Raw genomic sequence first — 19,556 nt, forward strand, 5'->3', positions numbered from 1 at the left:
TTCGGCCATGATCGACGCGTCGACGCTGGGTAAGGAGCTCGCGGGTCGGTACAGCGTGGAGGGGCTGCTCGGCGTGGGCTCGATGGGCGCCGTGTTCCGCGCGCGCCACCTCGCGCTCGCGCGGGTCGTGGCGATCAAGGTGCTCACGGGGCACGCGGACCCGAACGCAGGGGAGCGGATGCTGCGCGAGGCGCGCATCTCGGCGCTCATCAAGTCGCCGCACGTGGTGAGCTGTCACGACTTCGGCTTCCTCTCGAACCGCTCGCCGTTCATGGTGATGGAGTACGTGGGCGGCCCATCGCTGGCCGCGCGGCTGCAGAGCGGGCCGCTGCCGCTCGACGATCTGCGGCGCTACATGCTCCACGCGGCGCGGGGGATGGCCGCCGCGACGGAGCTCGGGGTGATGCACCGCGATCTGAAGCCGTCGAACATGCTGATCGCGCCGTCCGGAGAGCTGAAGGTCGCCGACTTCGGCCTCGCGCGCCTGACCGCCACGACGGGGCCCACGGCCCTGCGCGAGCAGCCCCTCACGGCGATGGGGACCGTGCTCGGGACGCCGTTCTACATGGCGCCCGAGCAGGCGTGGAGCCCGCAGGAGAGCGACACGCGGGCGGATATCTACAGCTACGGCGCGTCATTTTACCACGCGGCCACGGGGCAGCGGCCGTTCGAGGAGCAGGAGCTCTTGCCGCTGCTGCTCGCGCACCGGCAGGACATCCCGACCCGGCCGCGGGCGCTCCGGCCCGAGCTCGACGAGGACGTGCAGGCCATCCTGGAGCGCTGCCTGGCCAAGGACCCGAAGGACCGCTTCCAGTCCTTCGAGGAGATCGAGGCCGCGCTCATGGGCCCGCAGAGCACGCGCTGGGGCGACCCGCACGATCTGACGCTCCGCATGTACCTGGAGCAGTACCAGCGCGTCCGCCCCGTGCTCCTGGCGGGCGGCCCGGTCGGGCCCGTGACCGCCTTCCAGTTCCACGGGGACAGGACGCTGGCGATCGTGCGCGCGAACATCGCGGGCGTGTCGGCCGACGCGCTCGTGAGCGCGGACGACGGGCAGCTCACGATGTCCGCCGGCGTGGCGATGGCGCTGAACCACGCGAGCGGCGGCGTGTGCCACCTGGAGACGCGCAAGTACCTGCCCGTGCGTCACGGCGGGGTGGTCGTCAGCTCCGCCGGCAGGCTGAGCGCGCGGTTCGTCTTCCACGCGATCACGCTCGACTGGGATCACGTGGCGACCTACCGGCCGACCCGCGATCTCATCGTGCGGCTCCTCGAAGGGTGCTTCTACCACGCCAACACGATGAAGCTCCGGAGCATGGCGCTGCCCCTGCTCGGGGCCGGGCGGGCGGGCTTCTCACCCGCCGAGTGCCTGGACACGATGGTCGAGTTCCTCGTGAAGGCGATGCTCCTCGGCGGCACCGGGCTCTCGCACGTGACCATCGTGCTCCGGGACGGGCAACCGTTCTGAGGCTTCTTTCGGCGCGGCGGGGCCTCGGGCGGCCGCGCCGGGGGCGGCGCCGACGCCGAAGGCCAGGAGCGCGATGGGGTGCCATGGCCAGGAGTTCGCAGTCGCAGGGGATGTCATCGGTGACCTCGGGGATCTGCTGCGGCGCGCGCGGCCCCCTGGCAGGGGGCGCTCCGGCGACCGCAACGACGGTGGCTTATGAAGGCGTTCGCCTGCGGGTCTCTGCACAGGGCCTGCCACGCCGGGCAGCGGGAGCGCTGGCCCGTCCAGCCGCTGATCACCGCCGTGAACGCGGGGAAGCGGGCGCTCGCTCGATGGCGGAACGCCGCAGGGGCGGCGGGCGGCTGAGTCGATCAGGCATCACGCACCGTCGCCGAGCTCCGGGCAGCGGCCGGCCGAGCGTCGGGGCCTCGCGGGCCTGGAGAGCGACGCCGAGGGGCTGCTCGGTCGCTCAGCGGTCGCCGGCGCCGTTGCCCTGCGCCGCCACGGACAGGCGCAGCGCCCCGAGCCCGCGCGCCCCGGCCGTGGCGCCGACGATGTCGATGACGAGCTCGTCGCCGGGCACGAGCGGCCCCACGCCCTGGGGCGTCCCGGTCGCGATGACGTCGCCGGGCTCCAGCGTCATCACCTGGCTGATGTACGCGACCAGCGTGGGCACGCTCCAGAGCATCTGCGCCGTCATCTCGTCCTGCCGCACCTGGGAGTTCACGACGGCCCGCACGCGGAGCGCCGCCGGGTCGAGCTCCGTCTCGATCCACGGCCCGACCGGGCAGAACGTGTCGAACCCCTTGCCCCGCGTGAACTGCACGTCCTTCCGCTGCAGATCCCTCGCGGTGATGTCGCCCAGGCACGTGTAACCGAACACGTGATCCCCCGCCTGCTCCGGCCGCACCGCCTTGCAGCGGCGGCCGATGATCACGCCGAGCTCCGCCTCGTGCTCGACCCGCTGGCTCTCCGGCGGGAGCACGATGGACTGGCCCGGACCGATGAGCGCCGAGGGCGGCTTGAGGAAGAGGAGCGGCTCGACCGGGACGTCGTTGCCGAGCTCCTGCGCGTGCGCGGCGTAATTGCGCCCCACACACACGATCTTCGTGGGGGCCACGGGGCAGGCGAGGTCCACCTCGGTCCACGCCACGGCCTCGCCGGTGGCCTTGCCGCCGAGCCAGGGTGGTGCGTCGAGGACGAGCGCAGCTGCGCCATCGAGGCGGGCGAAGAAGGCGGGGCGATCCTGATCCGGAGGCGCGAGTCGGGCGAAGCGCATGGCGGGAGCAAAGCGCGTTCATCGCGTCGCAGCAAGCCCGCGCGACGCGCCATCGCGCGCCGCGCCGTCACGGACAGGCGCCGCGCCATCGCGCCCGGGCGCCGCGCCGTCACGGACGAGGCGCCGCGGCGCCCCGCCGCCGTGCGACGAGGCGGGCCTCGTGACGCCCTTCCTCCAGCCACCCTTCGTCGTAGCGGACCACCTCGAGCGCCTCGCCGAGGAGCCCGGGGAGCTCGCCGTCCTCGAGCAGCCAGCGCGCGCTCGGGCGCGCGTGCCGCAGCAGGTTCGACCGCGTCGGATGCACCACGACGAGGTGGCCGCCCGGGGCGAGCTCCGCCGCGCAGGCCGCGAGCCTGCGCTCGAGGAAATAGAAGATCAGGATCAGGTCCCAGGGACCGCCGGGGAGCGGATCGCGCTCCACGTCGAGCGCGACCGTGCGCAGCGCGAGCCCCTCCCTCGCCGCGGCGCCTCGCGCGACGCCGAGCCCGACCTCGGAGATGTCGGCCAGGGTCACGTCGAGCCCGCGCCGCGCGAGCCACAGGGCGTGCCGCCCGGCGCCGCCCGCCAGATCGAGCGCGCGCCCGCGCCTGGGCAGCAGCGGCTCGAGCGCGGTGAGCACCGCCGAGGGCTCGCCTGGATCGTCGCCGCCCTCGCGGTAGCGGGCGTCCCACCTGGTGCGATCGTCGTCCGACACGCTGGCCTCCTGTCCCGTTGACCGCGCCGGGGCGGAAGGGCGGGCCCCTCGCAGGCGACGAGCCTACCATCGCCCTGTTCGGCGGTTCCAGCGCGGCGCGGGCGACGGCGGCTGGACACGCGGGATGACCTGGCCTACCACGCCGGCCGCGCCGCCATGCCCGAGTGCCTGACCCTGGCCCCGACCGAGGATCCCCGCCGCTTCCGCGCGCCCGACGGCGCGCTGCTCTCGCCCCCCGAGGGGTGGGCGTGCCTGCCCCCGGGCGACGCCGGGCTCACCCGCCGGGTGAAGCTCGCGGGCCCGTCCTGGATGGTGGTCGAGAAGCGCGGGCGAAAGACGTTCTCCCGGGGCCTCTGGGCGCCGGCCGCCGCCATCGAGGCCGCCCGCGCCGCGCTCGAGGCGGAGCGCAGCACGCCCGCCTACGCGAAGAAGCGGGAGGCGGACGCCCGGCGACGGGAGCGCGACCAGGAAGAGTACGTGCGCGAGTTCGAGGCCGAGGTCGCGGCGTTCCTCCGGTTCTCGCCGCGCTACGCGGCGCTCGCGCGGACGCTCGCGACCCGCGTGACGGCGCACGCGACCCCCGTGGGCAGCGGCACCGTCGCGCGCACGGAGCGGATCCCGGTCGCGCGGCGCGCCGAGTCGGCGGTGATCGCCTGGATGCGGCACCAGACCACGGCCTACGACTCGATGTCCATCGCGCGCGTGAAGGGGATGCGCCGCGAGGTGCGGCGCGACCTCGCGCAGATCTCGCGCGCGATCCTCGACCTGCATCGCGGCGACGCGCCGCACGTCAGCGCATCGTGCCCGCTCTGCGGCGCCCTGGCCGGCGCGGCGGAAGAGCGGGCCTAGCGCCCTTCCTCGTCGAGCAAGCCCTCGCCGACGAGCCGGGCGCGCAGCCCCGCGGCCCCGTCGAAGAGGTGCGCGCGCATCCCGACCGCGGCCGCCGCGTCGCAGTTCTCCGCGCGATCGTCGACGAACAGGCACTCGCCCGCGTCGACCCCGATGCGGCTTACCAGGAGATCGAAGAACTCGCGCGCCGGCTTGCGTACGCGCAGGTGATGGCTCGAATAGACACCCTCGAACAGGGCGTCGAGCGCGAACGTCTCGCGCAGCTCCTCCACCCACACGGGGTAGTTGCTCGCCACGAACCGGAGCGCGCGGCCCCGGAGCGCCTCGACGACCTCCCGGACGCCGGGCAAGAAGCGATATCCCGCGCGGCGCACGCGGTTGAACGCGTCGATATCGAACGAGACGCCCTCGGCGCCCTCGCGGAAGAACCGGCGGGCGAACTCGGCCTCATCGATCTCGCCCGTCTCGAACGCGGGCCAGCACGCGCGGTCGCGGTGCCTGGCGACCTCGGCGGGCGCGGCGGCCCGGATCGCCGCGGCGAGCGCCTCGCGGTACGGGTCGTAGAGGACGGTATCCATCAGATCGAAACACACCGCGCGGACCATACGGTGTGGAGCGTAGCACCGGCGAGCGCGCGTGTGAGCGGGCAGATCACACCGGCGCACAGGCTTTGCGGTCACACGGGTGAGTTGTGCTCTCAGCGCGTTGAGAGCGACGCGAGCGACGCGACTGACACGGTATTTGAGAAACCATGTCTCGCAATGAGCATAGTTCTGGCTTATACTATTCATGGGTGGCGAGGTCTCTGGAGCCCGGTTCGGCGGTGCGTCGGCTCCTGAGGTCTCAGTTGCTAGTTTGCTTCTCTCTACCGGCGCACGGCGCCGGCACTTGCTTGTAAGGAGTCAGGCCATGAGATTGCCTGCGATGGCCATTGCCTTGTCCATGGTGACTGCGTTCGGTGCGGCGTGCGGCGGCGGCTCGAGCGCCGACGGCGAGGGCACCTCCCAGAGCGGCTCGGGGGCCGCGAACAGCTCGGGGGATGGGAGCGGAGGCGCCGGCAACGGGTTCGGCGCGGGGAGCGGTCTGAACGCGGGCGGCAGCATCGACTCGGGCGGCCCCAGCGGCGCCGGCGGCTCGACCGGCGCCGGCGACGCCTGCGCCACGCACACGGCCAAGGCCGAGCTCCAGCCCGTGTACCTGGCGGTCGCGTTCGATGTGTCTGGCAGCATGGGCGCGAACGATCGGCCCTCGCACAGCAAGGAGCTCAAGTGGGATCCCGTCGTCAGCGCGACAAAGCAGTTCTTCGCGGATCCTGCGTCGGCAGGGCTCACCGCCTCGCTCACGTTCTTCCCCGGCCGCGAGCGGCGGCGCATGTGCTCGGCCCGCACCTATCAGACGCCGGATGTCGAGATGACGCCGCTGCCCTCCGAGGCGTTCGCCGAAGCGATCGACGAGGTCACTCCGGCGAACGACGACGACTGGCGCATGGGCACGCCGACGGCGTTCGTGGTCGAAGGGACGATCTCGTTCATCCAGGCGCAGCGCCGGGGGGACCCCGGGAAGTACGCGCTCGTGCTCGTGACCGACGGCTACCCGCAGCTGTGCGATGAGGCCGACTCGATCGAGGCCGTCGTCGAGCGCGTCGAGGGGGCGCGCGGGGACAACATCCCGACCTACGTGATCGGGGTGGCGAACCCGCCGGACGACGGGCCGGGGAACGTCGACAACCTGCGCGACATCGCCGTGGCCGGCGGCACGGGGGAGGCGTTCATCATCGAGACCGGCAGCCCCGACGCGACGGCGACCGCGTTCAGGGCGGCCATCGATCAGATCCGCGGCGCCGCTGTGTCGTGCACGGTCGCGATCCCGCCGGCCCCCGAGGGCAGGGCGTTCGACAAGCAGCGGGTGCGCGTGACGTACACGAGCGGAGCGGGCCAGCCGAAGGCCCTCGCGTACGATCAGGCGTGCGCGAGCGACGAGGCCTGGCGCTACGACGACCCCGCGAACCCGGCGCAGATCGAGCTCTGCGAGAGCGTGTGCAACGCGATGCAGTCCGATCCCCAGGCGGCCCTGGCGGTCGACTTCACCTGTGACGACGTGATCGATGTCCCGCTGTGATCGGCGGCGGGGGCGCCGCCTGGAGAGGGCGCGCCCCCGCGGTCGAGGCGCCGCCGCGCAGGGCGCGCCCCCGCGGCGCGAGCGCCTCCCTCAGGGCGCGCAGGCGGCAGGTGGGCTGAAGAGCGCCGGGACGAGCGCCCGGTAGTCGTCGTGGGGCACGCCGCCGCCGAGGTCGCCGCCGAGCTTGTGATAATAGCTTCGTGAAGGGGCGATCCCCGCGGCCGTGTAGGTCGTGACGTCGCTCGGCATGTTGCCGAAGCCGAAGGACGGCACGATGCCCGTCCGCGCCTTGAGCCATCCGAGCTCGATCGTCTTGTAATCGGCCGCCGCCCGGCCCATGGCGCCGGTGACGCCGATGGTTGTGTGGAGGATGCCCGGCGGGAAGCCCTGCTGCCTCAGCCAGGCTCGCGTGCTGCCCACGAGCCACTCGGGGCGCGCGGTCACGTAGAAGAGGTAAATCCCGCTGTCGGCGAGGGCGCGCATCGCCTCGGCCGCGCCGGGGTGGGCGGCCGGCGGGGCGCCGCCGAAGAGCTCGCCGACCACCGCCGCCTCGCTCGACGTGAGCGTCCCGTCGACGTCGGTGACGGCCACCCGCGCGCCGGGCGGGAGGACCTCGATGAACAGATCCGCGCTCGTGCCGTCGCCGACCACGGCGAGGTGGACACGATGCCGGCCGACCTCGAGGCGCCGCCCCGCGGTGAGATCGAGATAGACGCGCCCGCCGGTGTCCGGGATGCCCTCGGCGGTCGGGTGCGGGTGGTCATCGTCGCTCGTCCGGAAGGTGCCGAGCCTCTCCCATGGGCCGCTGCAGCCGCGGAGGAGATAGGCCTCGACGTCCTCGTCCTCGAGATCGTCGTCCTGAGGGCCGTAAGCGAGCTTCGCGATGGCCCACTGCGGCCCTTCGGGGCGCGCGAAGAGGTCGCGCCCGCGGTGGCGCGGCCACCCGCTCGCGACGAGGCGCGAGCGCGTGTGCCTGAACCCGCGCGGCAGGGCGGCCGGCGGCGGCGCGTCGCAGGCCGGGCGAGGCGGGCAGGCGCCCTCCCTGAGCTGCGGCGGCGCGGGCGCCGAGGCCGGCCGCGGGGCGCCGGCGCAGGCGAGGAACGACAGGGCGGCGAGGACCAGCGGGGCGAGCGGAGCGGAGCGCAAGGCGCGACCACCTATACCGCGGCGGCGGCGCGGCGTGACCCGGTCGCGACGCGGCGGCGGGCGCGGCGCCCCGGGTCGGGGCGTCTCAGGTCCAGAAGCCGGTCGGCTGGCCGAGGAGCGCGGCGCCGGCCTGGCCGAGCCACCCCTCCGCGGCCGCGGCGTGCTGAGAGAGGGTGTGGATGTCCCGGAACCGCCGTTGCACGGACGAGGCGTTCCGGGCGACGCCGCCCCCGCCGGCTTGATAGCAGGCGTCCACGGCCCGGGCCGCCACCTCCGTCACCCAGGCCAGGGCGCCGGAGATCCGCGGCGTCATCGCCAGGACGGCGCCGGGGTTGTTCACGCACGCGGCCCAGAGCTCGTCCCCCGTGTCGCGCAGCAGGGCGCGGGCGGCGCGCACGCTCGTCTCGGCGCGGCCGAGGTGCACCTGGAACACCGGGGAGTCCGCGAGCTGCGCGCGCGCATACAGCCGCTTCTTGCCCGAGCTCGCGAGCGTCACGACATCGTCGAGCGCCCCCTGGGCGATGCCCACCGCCACGGCCCCCATGTGGAGCACGAAGTGCAGGACCGGCGCGACGAACCCAGGGGCGGCCACCGACGACTGGCCCTGGAAGATATCGAAGCTGTGCTCCGCGGGACAGAACAGCCCTTCCGTCATGATGTCGTGGCTGCCCGTGCCGCGCAGGCCGAGCACGGACCAGGTGTCGAGGATGCGCACCTCGCTCGCGGGGAACAGCATCCCGCGCATCTCTGGCACCTCGCGCGTCTCGCTCGCCGGGCCCATCCGCGGGCGGCCGCCGTCCAGGATCACGCAGTTCCCGAACAGCCAGCTGGCGTGCTCGCAGCCGCTCGCGAAGCTCCAGCGCCCGGTGACGCGGTAGCCGCCCTCGGTCGCGTGGGCCTCGCCCTGCGCGTTGAAGCCGCCGCCGATGATCACGTCCGGCCCGGCGGAGTAGACCGCGTCGAAGCGCTCGCGCGGCAGGAGCGCGAAGAGGTGCGGGCTCTCCGAGCCGATCATCACCGTCCAGCCGGTGGCCCCGTCCGCCCGGGCGAGCGTCTCCAGGACGTCCATCCCCGTGCGCAGATCGACCTCGTGGCCGCCGTGGCTCCTCGGCAGGAACATCCGGAAGCATCCCGCCGCCTTGAGCTGCCCGAGCAGGTCCGCCGGGAGGCGCCGCGCCTCCTCGATCTCCGCGCTCCGCGCGGCGATCGAGGGGGCCAGGTCACGGACGGCATGCAGCACCGCGTCTTCGTTCTTCATCGCTCGCTCCTTGACATCGAGGGTTGGCGGAGCCGGTGAGGGCCCCGGCAAAACGGCTCATCGTACCGCGGTTCTCCAGCGCAGCGCGGACATTCGGCTCCGTCCGCGGGCCTGCGCGCGAGCTTGCATCGCGCGGTGGAGCGAGGGGATCGGGGGGATGGATGCCCACATCGATGCCTGTGGAATCGAGCTCACCCCCCGGCGCTCGGGGAGGACGGCCGGGTCATCGCGGATCGGTCACGCGGCCCATGAACAGCACCGCGCCCGTCGCCACGTCGCGGATCAGGAACGCGAACGGGTGATCCGCGCGGAACACCGGAGACGGCGCCGGGGCCGACCGCGTGGCCATGGCGACGCCTGTCGCCGCGGCGGCCTCGGTCCCTTCCTCGTTGACCTCCACGAACGCCTTGTGGCGGACCTGGGAGATGAAGAGCGGCTCCGCCCTCGTGATCCCCGAGAAATCGGCCTTCGCATCGTCGAACGCGAGCGGCATTCCCAGCTCCGCCAGGGTCTTCGAGAGCTCGAACTCCGCGGTCATCTTGAAGCGCGGGAGCGCCACGTCGACCCGCGTCGGCCGGAGCGCCTCCACGTACCCCTTGAGCTGCCCGGCCGACAGGCGCTGCTCCACCCTGGGCAGCCCGTCCGCCTGCGCGGGCAGGATGACGACCATGGCCAGCGGTCGATCGGGGTCCTGCGCCTCGTAGGCGAGCTCCAGCACCGACGCATCGGCGGCCTGCCCGAAGCGCGCCTGGAGGGTCTTGCGCATCATCGGCACCGCCGGCGCGGTGCCGGGCTTCACCGTGAACGGCTCGTTCTTCGTCGCCTGCTTGTCGAAGGGCGTCGCCCATCTCCCCTTGAAGTAGATGGCGTTCGTGAGGACGAGCCGCGTGAGCGGCGTGATGCTGCCCGCCGGCATCAGGTCCTTGATCTTCGCGTTCGTCTGCTGCTCGACCCATCGATTGATGCGCCCGCGCGCCGGCTCGCTCCCGCCCTTGAAGTCGACGAGCTCGATCCCCGCGCCGTAGTGCTGCTGGGTGGTGCTCTGGAACGCCGGATCGAGCGGCAGCCCGGCCTGGCCCCACAGCCGGTTGGCGATCCGGAGCTCGGGCCCCTTGGGGCCGGCCGTCTGCGTGAGCTCCTTGACGAGCCCGCCGAACGCGGGGTGCAGCGCCCCGGGCGGGAGGGTGAACTCGAGCGCCTTCGCCATCTGGGCCGCCGTCTCGCCCCGGGCGCCGGCGTAGGTCATGGCCAGCGCGGTCGAGATGCTCGCCGGCGAGAAGAAGAGCTTGCCTGTCGTGGCGGCGAGCTTGCCGTAGAGCCGCTGCGCGAACGCGGCGTTGGCGTCGGCGAAGCCCGCGCCCGACGGCTGCGCGCCCGGCGGCTGCGCGGCCGGCTGGTCCGGGCGCGAGGGCGCCGCGGGCGGCTCTTGCCCGGGCGGCTGGGTCGGCTGGGGGATAGGCCGGGTCGGCGCCGGGCCGGCGGGCGACCTCTCGCCGGGACAGACGTGCTCCCAGCGGCACGCTCCGCCCCCGGCGCGCATGCACTGCGTTGCGCCCGTGGAGCCGTCGTCGCAGATGCGGGCGATCATCGCGAGCGGGCCGCAGTCGGCGGGCTGGCATGCGGAGGCGCCCGGGTCCGGCGAGGCCGGCGGGACGCGGTCCTGGGCCTGGCACCCGAGTCCGAGCAGCGTGCACAGCGCGGTCGTGATGAACGAGATCCGTTGGGCCATGGCGCTCCGGTACCAGCGCGCCAGGCCGATGGGAAGACCGACCGAGAGGGCGACAGGGCGTGTGCGCGCCTCGCTCCGGCCGGCGGCTCCGCGCGGCGCGCCTCAGAAGCTGTGGATGAACGTGAACCGGCCAGCGATCTTGTCGTTGAGCTGGCTCTCCGCCTGCGTCTCGTAGCCGAGGTAGAGGAGCAGCTTGTTCCCCGTGCCGTAGTTCAGCCCGATCACGCCGCCGATCTGCAGGCTGGCGAGGCCGGTGTTGTCGACGGCCCCCTCGTCCACACCGACCGTCGTCGGATCGTCCACGGCGGTCACGACCTCGTTGAGGTCGATCGAGAGCTCGAGGTGCGGGCCGATGCCGAAGTCGTCGGTCGGATAGAAGAGGAGAAAGTCCCGCGAGTAGAGGTAGTTCTGGACGCTCTCGTTGAACATGCTGGAGAACGACCCCAGGATCCACGACTCGAAGTAAATGGGCTTCGCATCGATGTAGGTAAACAGCTGCGGAGCGACAAGCGCCGCTGGCTGTTGCGTCACGAAGTTGAACGCGAAGCCCACCATCGGGTTGATGGTGACCGGACCCATCGTGAAGGCGGGACCGATGTCGAACTCTGCGGTTCCCAGCGTGGTGACATAGATGTCGCTCGAGAGGCTGATGGGGCCGAGCTGGTGCGAGGCGCCGGCCCAGACCTGGAGACCGACGTTGTCTGCATCGAACCGGAACCAGCTCGGGATCTGGCTCGGCTCCGCCGCCGGCTCTCCGACCGGCTCGGTGGTGCCCGGCGCCGGCGTGACGGGCGCCGGCGTGACGGGCGCCGGCGTGATGGGCGCTGCTTGGCCTGCTGTCGCCGCGTCGCCTGTCGTCGCAGTCGGCTCCACCGGGGGCGCCGGCGCGGTGGTCTCCGGCGGGGCCGCCGCTGCGCCCGGATCAGCCGGGGGGGGCGCGGGATCCTGAGCCCAGGCGGCCGGCGACGCGAGCAACCCCACGACGCAGGCGAGGGCCGAGCAACATTTTCCCATACCGTTCTCCATCATCGAACTGCCTCCTCTGCGCAACATGACCTCTGCGCAACATGACGTGAAATCCACATGAAACGTGAGAGCAACACGGAAAGTAACGGCAGCGGGATGACAGTAACGTAGTGGTGAGCGCTTAGGCAAAGCCGATGTGCATGGCCGTGAGAGATCGACGCCGCGCCTGCGATCCGCGGCGGCGCGCACGCCGCGACCCGCCGCCGAGGCAGTGTGCGTGCCGGCAACACCGCAGCGCCGGCGGCGCTGTGCGCTCGCCCCCCGGAGGGCTGTGCGCTCGCCCCCCGGAGGGGGGATGTCCCGGCTCAGAGGGGGATGTACTGGATGCCAGCGGCCGCCCCGAGCGACGCGATCGCGGCGGCGCCGACGAGGAGCAGCGTCGTGACGAGCAGCGTCCCTTCGATCTCATCCGTGACGAGGTCGTCCACCCCCTGAGCGAGCTCGTCGCGCGCCTTGAGCAGGTCGATACCCCCCTTCTGGTTGGCCTCGTTCCGGAAGCGCGCCAGCGTCAGCGTCTCGATGGTTCCGAGCAGCCGCGCCTCGATCTGGCGCCGCAGGAACCCCCGCACGCCGCCCCCTTGCGGCGCGGCCTGCACCCGGTGAATCACCGCGAGCCGCAGCCGCTTCGCCGCCTCGTTGACCGGCACGCCCTCCACCGCCTGCGCCACGCGCCCGCCGCGCGCGCCCACCTCGGCCTGCTCGGAGAGGCCGAGCAGCCGATCGAACACCGCGGTCACGAGCATCCCTCCGAGCCGCTTCGACCGCACGACCTGCAGGATGCCGGCGCCGAGCGCCCGCTTCCACGACAGCGTGAAGCCGAGCACGGCGCACAGCGCGAGCGCCGCGACGGCCGCGAGCGTCCCGCGCAGCGCCGAGCCGTCGGCCGCGATGGCGTACGAGGACGCGGCGAGGACGACGGCCAGGAGCGACATCGCCAAGCCGGTCAGGAAGAAGGAGCGGATCGCAGGCCCCAGCGCCGCCGCGACCCCTTGCATGAACGGCCGAAGATCCATGATCGCTCATGTCACCACGGCCGTGGTCCGGCGAAAATGCCGAAGCGAGCGGCGCCGCTCACCGGAGGTGGTCGCGGCAGAGGTGGTCGCGGCAGAGGTGGTCGCGGCAGAGCCGGTTCCGGAAGCGGCCGGCGGCCGGCGAGCCCGACGGCGCGGCTCCGGCTCAGATCACGCCGAACTTCTTCCCGACCTTCTCGAACGCCTCGAGCGCGCGATCGAGGTGCTTGCGCTCGTGGGTCGCCATGTAGCTCGTGCGGAGCACCTGCTGCTTGGGCGGGACGCCCGGCGTGATGAACGGGTTCACGTAGAGCGCGTAGTCGTCGAGGAGCGACTTCCACATCATGACGGTCTTGAGGTCGTCGCGGATGTAGATGGGGATGACGGCCGTCTCGGTCTTGCCGAGCTCGAAGCCGAGCTTCTGCAGCTCCGTGCGCATGTAGGTGAAGTTCTCGCGGAGCTTCTCCTGGCGCCACGGCTCCTCCTGCATGACGTCGAGCGCGGCCATGGCGGCGGCGACGCAGGGCGGCGCCGCGCTCGCCGCGAAGAGGAAGCTGTAGGCGAAATGCTGAATATAATCGAGTACTTTTCGCTCTCCGACGAGCCAGCCGCCGATCGAGGCGAGCGACTTCGAGAACGTGCCGCCGATGAGGTCGACCTCCTTGTCGAGGCCGAAGTGCGCGGCGGTGCCGCGGCCGCCCGGGCCGATGACGCCGAGGGCGTGCGCGTCGTCGACGAGGAGCCGCGCCTTGTGCTTCTTCACCACCTCGACGATCCCGGGCAGGCTCGCGATCTCGCCCTGCGCGCTGAAGACGCCGTCGGTGATCACGAGCGCGCCCTCGGTGTCGGCGATCTCGGAGAGCGCGCTGTCGAGCGACGCGGGGTCGCTGTGCTTGTAGCGCACCATCCGGGCGCCGGACGCCTGCGCGAGCCGCACGCCGTCGTAGATCGACGCGTGATCGTCCTTGTCGATCATCGCGACGCTCCGCTTGTTGCTGAGGAGCGCCGAGATCGTCGCGATGTTCACCTGATAGCCCGTCGTGAACACGAGCCCGGCCTCCTTGCCGTGGTAGGCGGCGAGCTTCTCCTCGAGCTCGTTGTGGAGGCGCATCGACCCGTTCACGAGCCGCGAGCCGGTCATGCTCGTGCCGTACTTGTCGATGGCGTTCCGCGCGGCCTCTCGCACCTTCGGGTGGGTCGTCAGCCCGAGGTAGTTGTTCGAGCCGAGCATCGTCACGGTCCGCCCCTCGAGCTGCGCCTCGGGGCCGTTGTTGAAGTCGAGCGGGCGGAAGAAGGGGTAGACGCCCATGGCGCGGGCGTTGTCCGCGGTCATGAACTTGTACGCCTTCTCGAACACGTCGCGCCCGCCGATCCGCGAGAGCGACGTCCGCGCCGCCATCTGGGTCGCGAGCTGCTGCTCGGCCGCCGCCGCCACGTAGGTGCCCGCGCCGTTCGCGGGGGCGCCGTTCACGTGCGGGCGGGCGGCGGCCCGCTCGGGCGCGGCGCTCGCCGTCGTCTCCACGGCCGACAGCCCCGCGCCGCCCGAGGCGGGCGCGGCGGGCCGCGGCGACGCCGCGCGGGCCGGCGCCGCCACGTGGACGCCGGCCTCGTCGTCGAGCGCCGGATCGAGGTTCGGGAGCGCGTGCCCGTTCAGCAGGATGTCCCACGCCTCCGCGGCCAGCTCCCGGGCGGCGCGCAGGCGGTTCTTCGCATCCATGACCCCGGTGGCGAGCCGCATCACGCGATCGTTGCTGACGACACGGACGACCCTGCCCGACGAGGCGAGCTTCTTTGCTTGGTCGACCAGACGATCCTTCATGCTCATGCCCTGGCTCCTCACGCGATCGTATTAAGGGACGCGGTCCTGCCCGCGAAGGCCGCTCCGGCGTGTCGTGTCGGGCCGCGCGCGGCCCTGCTCGCTCCCGGTGCGCGTCGCGCCGCTAAAGCAGCCTGCGCGACCTGCGTCAACGGATACCACCGCGGGCGCGCGCCGCGCAGCACGGCCGCCGCGCAGGCGCGATCCGCGTCGCGCACCGGCCTTCGCGCGGTGCGCGGCAGCCTTCGCAGAGTCCGCCTGCCCGGCGGCGCGACGCGCCCTGCAACCGAGGCCGCCTTCCCGGCGAATGGCCGCGATGCGGCATGCGGCGAGATGCAACTCGTTGCGGAGTGGTGCGCGCCGGTGTAGGAAAAGTTTTCAGGGTCTATGCGCCGTGTCCTAGTCGTCGACGACGAAGAAAACCTGCGACTCGTGGTGCGCACGTTCCTCAAGCGGGACGGCTATGAGGTCGAGGCGGTCTCGAGCGGCGAGGAAGCGCTCGCGATGGTCGAGACGTTCGGGCCCGACGTGATCCTCACCGACGTCCGGATGCCCAGGATGGGCGGCCTCGATCTCCTGGCGACGCTCAAGGCGAAGGGGAACGATGCCACGGTCATCGTGATGAGCGCCTACGGCAACATCGACATGGCCATCGAGGCGATGAAGGCGGGCGCCTACGACTACATCCAGAAGCCGTTCAAGGCGGAGGAGGTGCTGCTCACGCTCCGCAAGGCCGAGGAGCGGGAGTCGCTCCGCCGCGAGAACCGCGCCCTGCGCCAGGAGATCCGGCGGGAGAACCTCTTCGAGGAGATCCTCGCGAAGAGCCCGCCGATGCAGGTGATCTTCAAGACGATCGCGAAGGTCGCCGACTACAAGACCACGGCGCTCATCACGGGCGAGAGCGGCGTCGGCAAGGAGCTCGTGGCCCGGGCGATCCACAGGAGGTCCGGCCGCCGGGGCGGGCCGTTCGTCGCGGTCAACTGCGGCGCCATCCCGGAGAACCTCCTGGAGAGCGAGCTCTTCGGGTACAAGCGGGGCGCGTTCACCGACGCGGTGAACGACAGGGCGGGGCTGTTCGAGCAGGCGAACCACGGCACGCTGCTGCTCGACGAGATCGGCGAGCTGCCGCTGCCGCTGCAGGTGAAGCTGCTCCGGGTGCTCCAGGAGGAGACGATCCGCCGCCTGGGCGACAACAAGGACCTCAAGGTCGACGTCCGCATCCTCGCCGCGACGCACCGCGATCTGCTGGCCGAGACGCAGGCCGGCCGGTTCCGCGAGGACCTCTTCTACCGGATCAACGTGCTCCCGATCGCGATCCCGCCGCTCCGGGAGCGGCGGGAGGACATCCCGATCCTCATGGATCACTTCCTCGCGAGGAACAACGCGCGGTTCGGCATCAACATCCGCGGCTTCGAGCCCGAGGCGCGCCGGCTGCTCCTGGAGTACCGGTGGCCGGGCAACGTCCGGGAGCTGGAGAACACCGTCGAGCGCGCCATGGTGCTCTGCGAGGGCGAGCGCATCGGCGAGGCCGACCTGCCCGAGCGGATCCGCGAGGCGCGCGACCCGATCCAGATGCAGCTGACGAGCGGCGAGCTGTCGATCAAGAAGACGTCGCGCGTCATCGAGGAGATCCTCATCCGGCGCGCGCTCCAGAAGACGAAGGGCAACCGGACCAAGGCGGCCGAGGTGCTGGAGATCAGCCACCGGGCGCTGCTTTACAAGATCAAGGACTACCGGATCGATCTGTGATCGCGGCGGGCCGCCTGGAACAAGGCGTGGACGGCGTGGGCGATGTTCCAGATCCGGCCGAGTCGAAGCCCGGTGTCTCTCCCGATGTCCGGGCTCCTGCCGATCAGCGGGTGACGGCATCCTCGGGCGGGCGACTCAACACTCCCTTGCGCCCGTCGCCGCAGGCGGCTACGCCGTCGCGCTCCCCCCATGAAGAAGAACTACGTTCTCGACGCGAACATCGTGCTCCACGATCCCCACGCGATCTTCAAGTTCGAAGACAACGACGTCATCATCCCGATCTACGCGATCGAGGAGATCGACCAGTTCAAGCGGGAGGGCTCCGAGCGCGGGCGCAACGCGAGGACCATCGCCCGGCTGCTCGATGAGGTCCGCGGCGCCGGCACGCTCGCGACCGGCGTGCTCCTGGAGAACGGCGGCACGCTGCGCATCGCGATCCCGGAGCGGCGGCCGGAGCTGCTCGTGGGGCTGGAGTCGGGCTCGCAGGACAGCGCCATCCTGCAGACGGCGATCGACATCCGCGACCGGCACAAGGATCGGCCGACCATCTTCGTGACGATGGACACGAACCTCCGGATCCGCGCCGACGCGCTCGGGATCCCGGCGGAGACGTACGAGAACGAGCGGGTGCACGACCCCGCCGTCGGGCAGGCGGTCGTCGAGCTCGAGGTGCCCGGCGCCGAGGTCGACGCCTTCTTCCAGAGCGGCGTCCTCACCGGTGCCAACTTGGCGGATCTATTGCCAAATTCGGCGGTGCTCCTCCGCGACGCCGGCGCGCCGAGCCACACGGCGCTCGGCCGCTTCGACGCGGCGCGCGGGCAGATCGTCGCGCTCCGCGTCGGGCGGGAGGGGGTGATGGGGGTCCGGCCGCGCAACAAGGAGCAGGCCTTCGCGCTCGATCTCCTGCTCGACGATTCGGTGCGGCTGATCACGCTCATCGGCAAGGCGGGGACGGGCAAGACGCTCCTGGCGCTCGCGGCGGCGCTCAAGCGGACGACGGAGGACAACGCCTACACCCGGCTTCTCGTGAGCCGGCCGATCATGCCGCTCGGGCGCGATCTGGGCTTCCTTCCGGGCGACGTGGACGAGAAGCTGAACCCGTGGATGCAGCCGATCTTCGACAACCTCGAGTTCCTGTTCTCGAACGGCGGCGCGAAGCCTGGGCGCGACGCGCGCGGCTTCGTGGAGCTCCTGGAGAGCGGGCGGATCCAGGTCGAGCCGCTGACCTACATCCGCGGGCGCAGCCTGCCGCACCAGTACCTCATCGTGGACGAGGCCCAGAACCTCACCCCGCACGAGGTGAAGACCATCATCACGCGGTGCGGCGAGGGGACAAAGATCGTGCTGACGGGCGATCCCCAGCAGATCGACAACCCCTACGTGGACCACGCGTCGAACGGCCTCCTCGTTGTGGCCGAGCGTTTCCGGCGCGAGCGCATCGCGGGGCACGTGGTGCTCGCCAAGGGCGAGCGCAGCGAGCTCGCGGAGCTCGCGGCGAACCTGCTCTGAGGCGCGCGGCACGGGGCGCGGGGCGCGTTCGCGAGGGGAGCGGGACGGGGGTGAGCCGGGTGGGGGCGAGCGGGACGGGGGCGAGCGAGGTGGCGACGAGCGCGAGAGGAGCGGAGCGTCGTGGCGCGGCGTCCTCGGGCTAGATCGGCGGGGCCGCCGGCCTGGGTGCCGGACGCGGATCGGCTCCTCGGCGCCGCGGCGCGGCGGATCCGCGTCGTCGGATCGAGCACGCCGGTGAACCTCGTCGAGGAGCTCGCGCGGCTCGCCGCCGCGTGGGGGAGGGGCGACGGGGAGCTCCCGCGGTTCACCTACGCGCCCGCGCAGGATCACGGCGATCTCCGGAAGGCGATGGACACGGCGGCCGAGCGGCTCGCGGGGCAGGGGGAGCTCGGCGTGGTCTACGCCGGCCGCGCCGTCGAGCTCGCCGCCGAGGCCGCGATCTGCGAGGCCGCGGGCGGGGCGGGGTGCTGGGCCGCCGCGCGCCGCCGTTACGCGGCGCGCGACGCGTACGACGAGCAGGCGGACGCGCTCGCCGCGACCTGGGTCGAGCAGGAGGCGGGCGCGGCGGCGGGCGACGAGGATCGGGTGCGGAGCGACGATGCGCGCTCGCCCCGGTCGCTCGTGTCGCGGATGCGGCGCGAGATCGGGGCGCGGCGCCTGCCTGTCCGGGTCGTGATCGCCGACATCGCGCCGCTCGCCGCGACGGGCGACGGCGTGATCCAGATCGCGCGGGGGCGCATGCTCACGCGCGACGACGTGGAGCGCACCGTGCTCCACGAGATCGAGGGGCACGCGGCGCCCGGCGTGCGCGCCGCGGCGCTCCCGCTCGGGATCTTCGCGATCGGGACGGCCAACGGCGGCGACGATCAGGAGGGCTGGGCGCTCGCGCGCGAGCGCGCCGAGGGATACCTGGTCGGCGCCCGCCGGATCGAGCTCGGGCTGCGCCACCTCGCCGCCCGGAGCGTCGAGCGCGGCGCCGGCTTCGTCGAGACGGCGCGGCTGCTCGAGGCGCGCGGCGCGTGCTCCACCGCCGACGCCCTGCGCATCGCGGCGCGCGTCCACCGGGGGGGCGGCCTGGCGCGGGAGGTCGTCTACCTGCCGGCGCTGCTGCGGGTCCAGGCGATGCTCCTCGATCAGCCGGCGCTCGGCCCGGTGCTCGCCTCGGGCAGGGTCTCCGTGGGGGCGGCGGCGTCGCTTGCGTCCTGGGCGCGGGTGAGCTGATCCACCGGGCGCGGGGGCGCTGATCCACCGTGGTTGCCCGGTTCGACCGTGGCTGCCCGGTTCGAGCGCGAGGACGGGAAGCCGGGAAGAAAAGTCGGATCGTCCCCTGAACTTCTTAGCTTCCCGCCAGACCGATCCGATGAAATGGAGACACCGCCGGTCGGGCGAGGAGCGGAGAGGGAGCGGAGAGGGAGTGGAGAGAAAGGGGGCTGCGTGAAGGGAAGGATCACTTCGGCCGTGCGAGCACGGCATGGAACGCGCTTGTCGTGTCCGCCGGCGAGCACGGCGTCTCGCGCGCGGGGGCGCGCCCGGGTCGACCGCGCGGCGCGCCGGGGCGGCTCCGGGGGCGCGCGGCGCGGACGGACCAGCGGGCGGAGGGGGGCATGAACTCGAAGAAGATCATGGAGAGGGATTCCAGGCGCCCGCCGAGGGGGGGCGAGGCCCCGGCGGTGATCCTCAAGGACGACCTCCACGTCGTGGATCTCGGCGCCGGTGTGATGCTCGACGTGTTCATCAACGTCGAGGGCCGGCTCACGACCTTCGTCAGCCTGGATGGCCAGCTCATCGGGGAGCTCCGCGTCGCAGGTCACGCGTGAAGAGCGCGCACGATCGCGCCGGGAGGCGTGGAGACGGGGTGAGTCGACTCGAGCGCTCTCCCCGCCTCCACGTCTCCCGGGCGCCCGTCTGCCGGCCGCTCCAGCGATC

16 protein-coding genes are annotated in these 19,556 nt (G+C 72.4%); 7 read left to right on the forward strand and 9 right to left on the reverse strand.

The window, feature by feature from the left end; all coding sequences use genetic code 11:
• Positions 1–7: 7 nt before the first annotated feature.
• Positions 8–1,468, forward strand: a complete 1,461-nt coding sequence (locus WMF28_RS13955; RefSeq protein ID WP_437602694.1) for a serine/threonine-protein kinase — start codon at positions 8–10, stop codon at positions 1,466–1,468.
• Between the two features lie 448 nt (positions 1,469–1,916).
• On the opposite strand, the gene WMF28_RS13960 is transcribed toward WMF28_RS13955, so the two are convergent.
• Together WMF28_RS13960 and WMF28_RS13965 are read right to left on the reverse strand one after the other, a co-directional pair.
• Complete coding sequence (locus WMF28_RS13960) at positions 1,917–2,726, reverse strand: fumarylacetoacetate hydrolase family protein (RefSeq protein ID WP_437602695.1); 810 nt, start codon at positions 2,724–2,726, stop codon at positions 1,917–1,919.
• Between the two features lie 109 nt (positions 2,727–2,835).
• Positions 2,836–3,420, reverse strand: coding sequence for a class I SAM-dependent methyltransferase (locus WMF28_RS13965; protein WP_437602697.1), 585 nt, complete (start codon positions 3,418–3,420; stop codon positions 2,836–2,838).
• A 156-nt stretch (positions 3,421–3,576) separates the two neighbouring features.
• Between WMF28_RS13965 and WMF28_RS13970 the strand changes: the two genes are divergently transcribed.
• Positions 3,577–4,269: a DUF2293 domain-containing protein gene (locus tag WMF28_RS13970; RefSeq protein WP_437602698.1), complete on the forward strand. Its 693-nt coding sequence runs from the start codon at positions 3,577–3,579 to the stop codon at positions 4,267–4,269.
• Here WMF28_RS13970 and WMF28_RS13975 read toward each other — a convergent pair.
• Positions 4,266–4,862: an HAD-IA family hydrolase gene (locus tag WMF28_RS13975; RefSeq protein ID WP_437602699.1), complete on the reverse strand. Its 597-nt coding sequence runs from the start codon at positions 4,860–4,862 to the stop codon at positions 4,266–4,268. The genes WMF28_RS13970 and WMF28_RS13975 overlap by 4 nt on opposite strands.
• Before the next feature lie 316 nt (positions 4,863–5,178).
• Between WMF28_RS13975 and WMF28_RS13980 the strand changes: the two genes are divergently transcribed.
• Entirely contained in the window at positions 5,179–6,387 is a 1,209-nt protein-coding gene (locus WMF28_RS13980) for a vWA domain-containing protein (RefSeq protein ID WP_437602700.1), read from the forward strand.
• Between the two features lie 90 nt (positions 6,388–6,477).
• On the opposite strand, the gene WMF28_RS13985 is transcribed toward WMF28_RS13980, so the two are convergent.
• From WMF28_RS13985 to WMF28_RS14010, 6 genes are all read right to left on the reverse strand, one after another.
• Positions 6,478–7,533, reverse strand: coding sequence for an LNS2 domain-containing protein (locus WMF28_RS13985; RefSeq protein ID WP_437602701.1), 1,056 nt, complete (start codon positions 7,531–7,533; stop codon positions 6,478–6,480).
• Between the two features lie 85 nt (positions 7,534–7,618).
• A complete protein-coding gene (locus WMF28_RS13990; protein WP_437602702.1) occupies positions 7,619–8,791 on the reverse strand; it encodes an acyl-CoA dehydrogenase family protein in 1,173 nt (390 codons plus the stop codon).
• 223 nt (positions 8,792–9,014) lie between these two features.
• Positions 9,015–10,520 (reverse strand): serpin family protein, encoded by a 1,506-nt coding sequence (locus WMF28_RS13995; RefSeq protein ID WP_437602703.1) that lies wholly within the window; start codon positions 10,518–10,520, stop codon positions 9,015–9,017.
• A gap of 102 nt (positions 10,521–10,622) precedes the next feature.
• A complete protein-coding gene (locus WMF28_RS14000) occupies positions 10,623–11,534 on the reverse strand; it encodes a hypothetical protein (protein WP_437602704.1) in 912 nt (303 codons plus the stop codon).
• A gap of 317 nt (positions 11,535–11,851) precedes the next feature.
• On the reverse strand, positions 11,852–12,559 hold the full coding sequence (locus WMF28_RS14005; RefSeq protein ID WP_437602705.1) for a hypothetical protein: 708 nt from the start codon (positions 12,557–12,559) through the stop codon (positions 11,852–11,854).
• A gap of 163 nt (positions 12,560–12,722) precedes the next feature.
• On the reverse strand, positions 12,723–14,381 hold the full coding sequence (locus WMF28_RS14010; RefSeq protein ID WP_437602707.1) for an aminotransferase class I/II-fold pyridoxal phosphate-dependent enzyme: 1,659 nt from the start codon (positions 14,379–14,381) through the stop codon (positions 12,723–12,725).
• A 378-nt stretch (positions 14,382–14,759) separates the two neighbouring features.
• Between WMF28_RS14010 and WMF28_RS14015 the strand changes: the two genes are divergently transcribed.
• The 4 genes from WMF28_RS14015 to WMF28_RS14030 all read left to right on the forward strand — a co-directional run bounded on the left by WMF28_RS14015 (position 14,760) and on the right by WMF28_RS14030 (position 19,447).
• Entirely contained in the window at positions 14,760–16,121 is a 1,362-nt protein-coding gene (locus WMF28_RS14015; protein WP_437602708.1) for a sigma-54-dependent transcriptional regulator, read from the forward strand.
• Positions 16,122–16,310: 189 nt separating this feature from the next.
• Positions 16,311–17,630, forward strand: coding sequence for a PhoH family protein (locus WMF28_RS14020; RefSeq protein WP_437491012.1), 1,320 nt, complete (start codon positions 16,311–16,313; stop codon positions 17,628–17,630).
• A gap of 165 nt (positions 17,631–17,795) precedes the next feature.
• On the forward strand, positions 17,796–18,851 hold the full coding sequence (locus tag WMF28_RS14025; protein WP_437602710.1) for a tyrosine/phenylalanine carboxypeptidase domain-containing protein: 1,056 nt from the start codon (positions 17,796–17,798) through the stop codon (positions 18,849–18,851).
• A gap of 383 nt (positions 18,852–19,234) precedes the next feature.
• On the forward strand, positions 19,235–19,447 hold the full coding sequence (locus tag WMF28_RS14030; protein WP_437602711.1) for a hypothetical protein: 213 nt from the start codon (positions 19,235–19,237) through the stop codon (positions 19,445–19,447).
• Positions 19,448–19,556: the final 109 nt, after the last annotated feature.

Source organism: Sorangium sp. So ce590 (assembly GCF_051521365.1).
GTDB lineage: Bacteria > Myxococcota_A > Polyangia > Polyangiales > Polyangiaceae > Sorangium.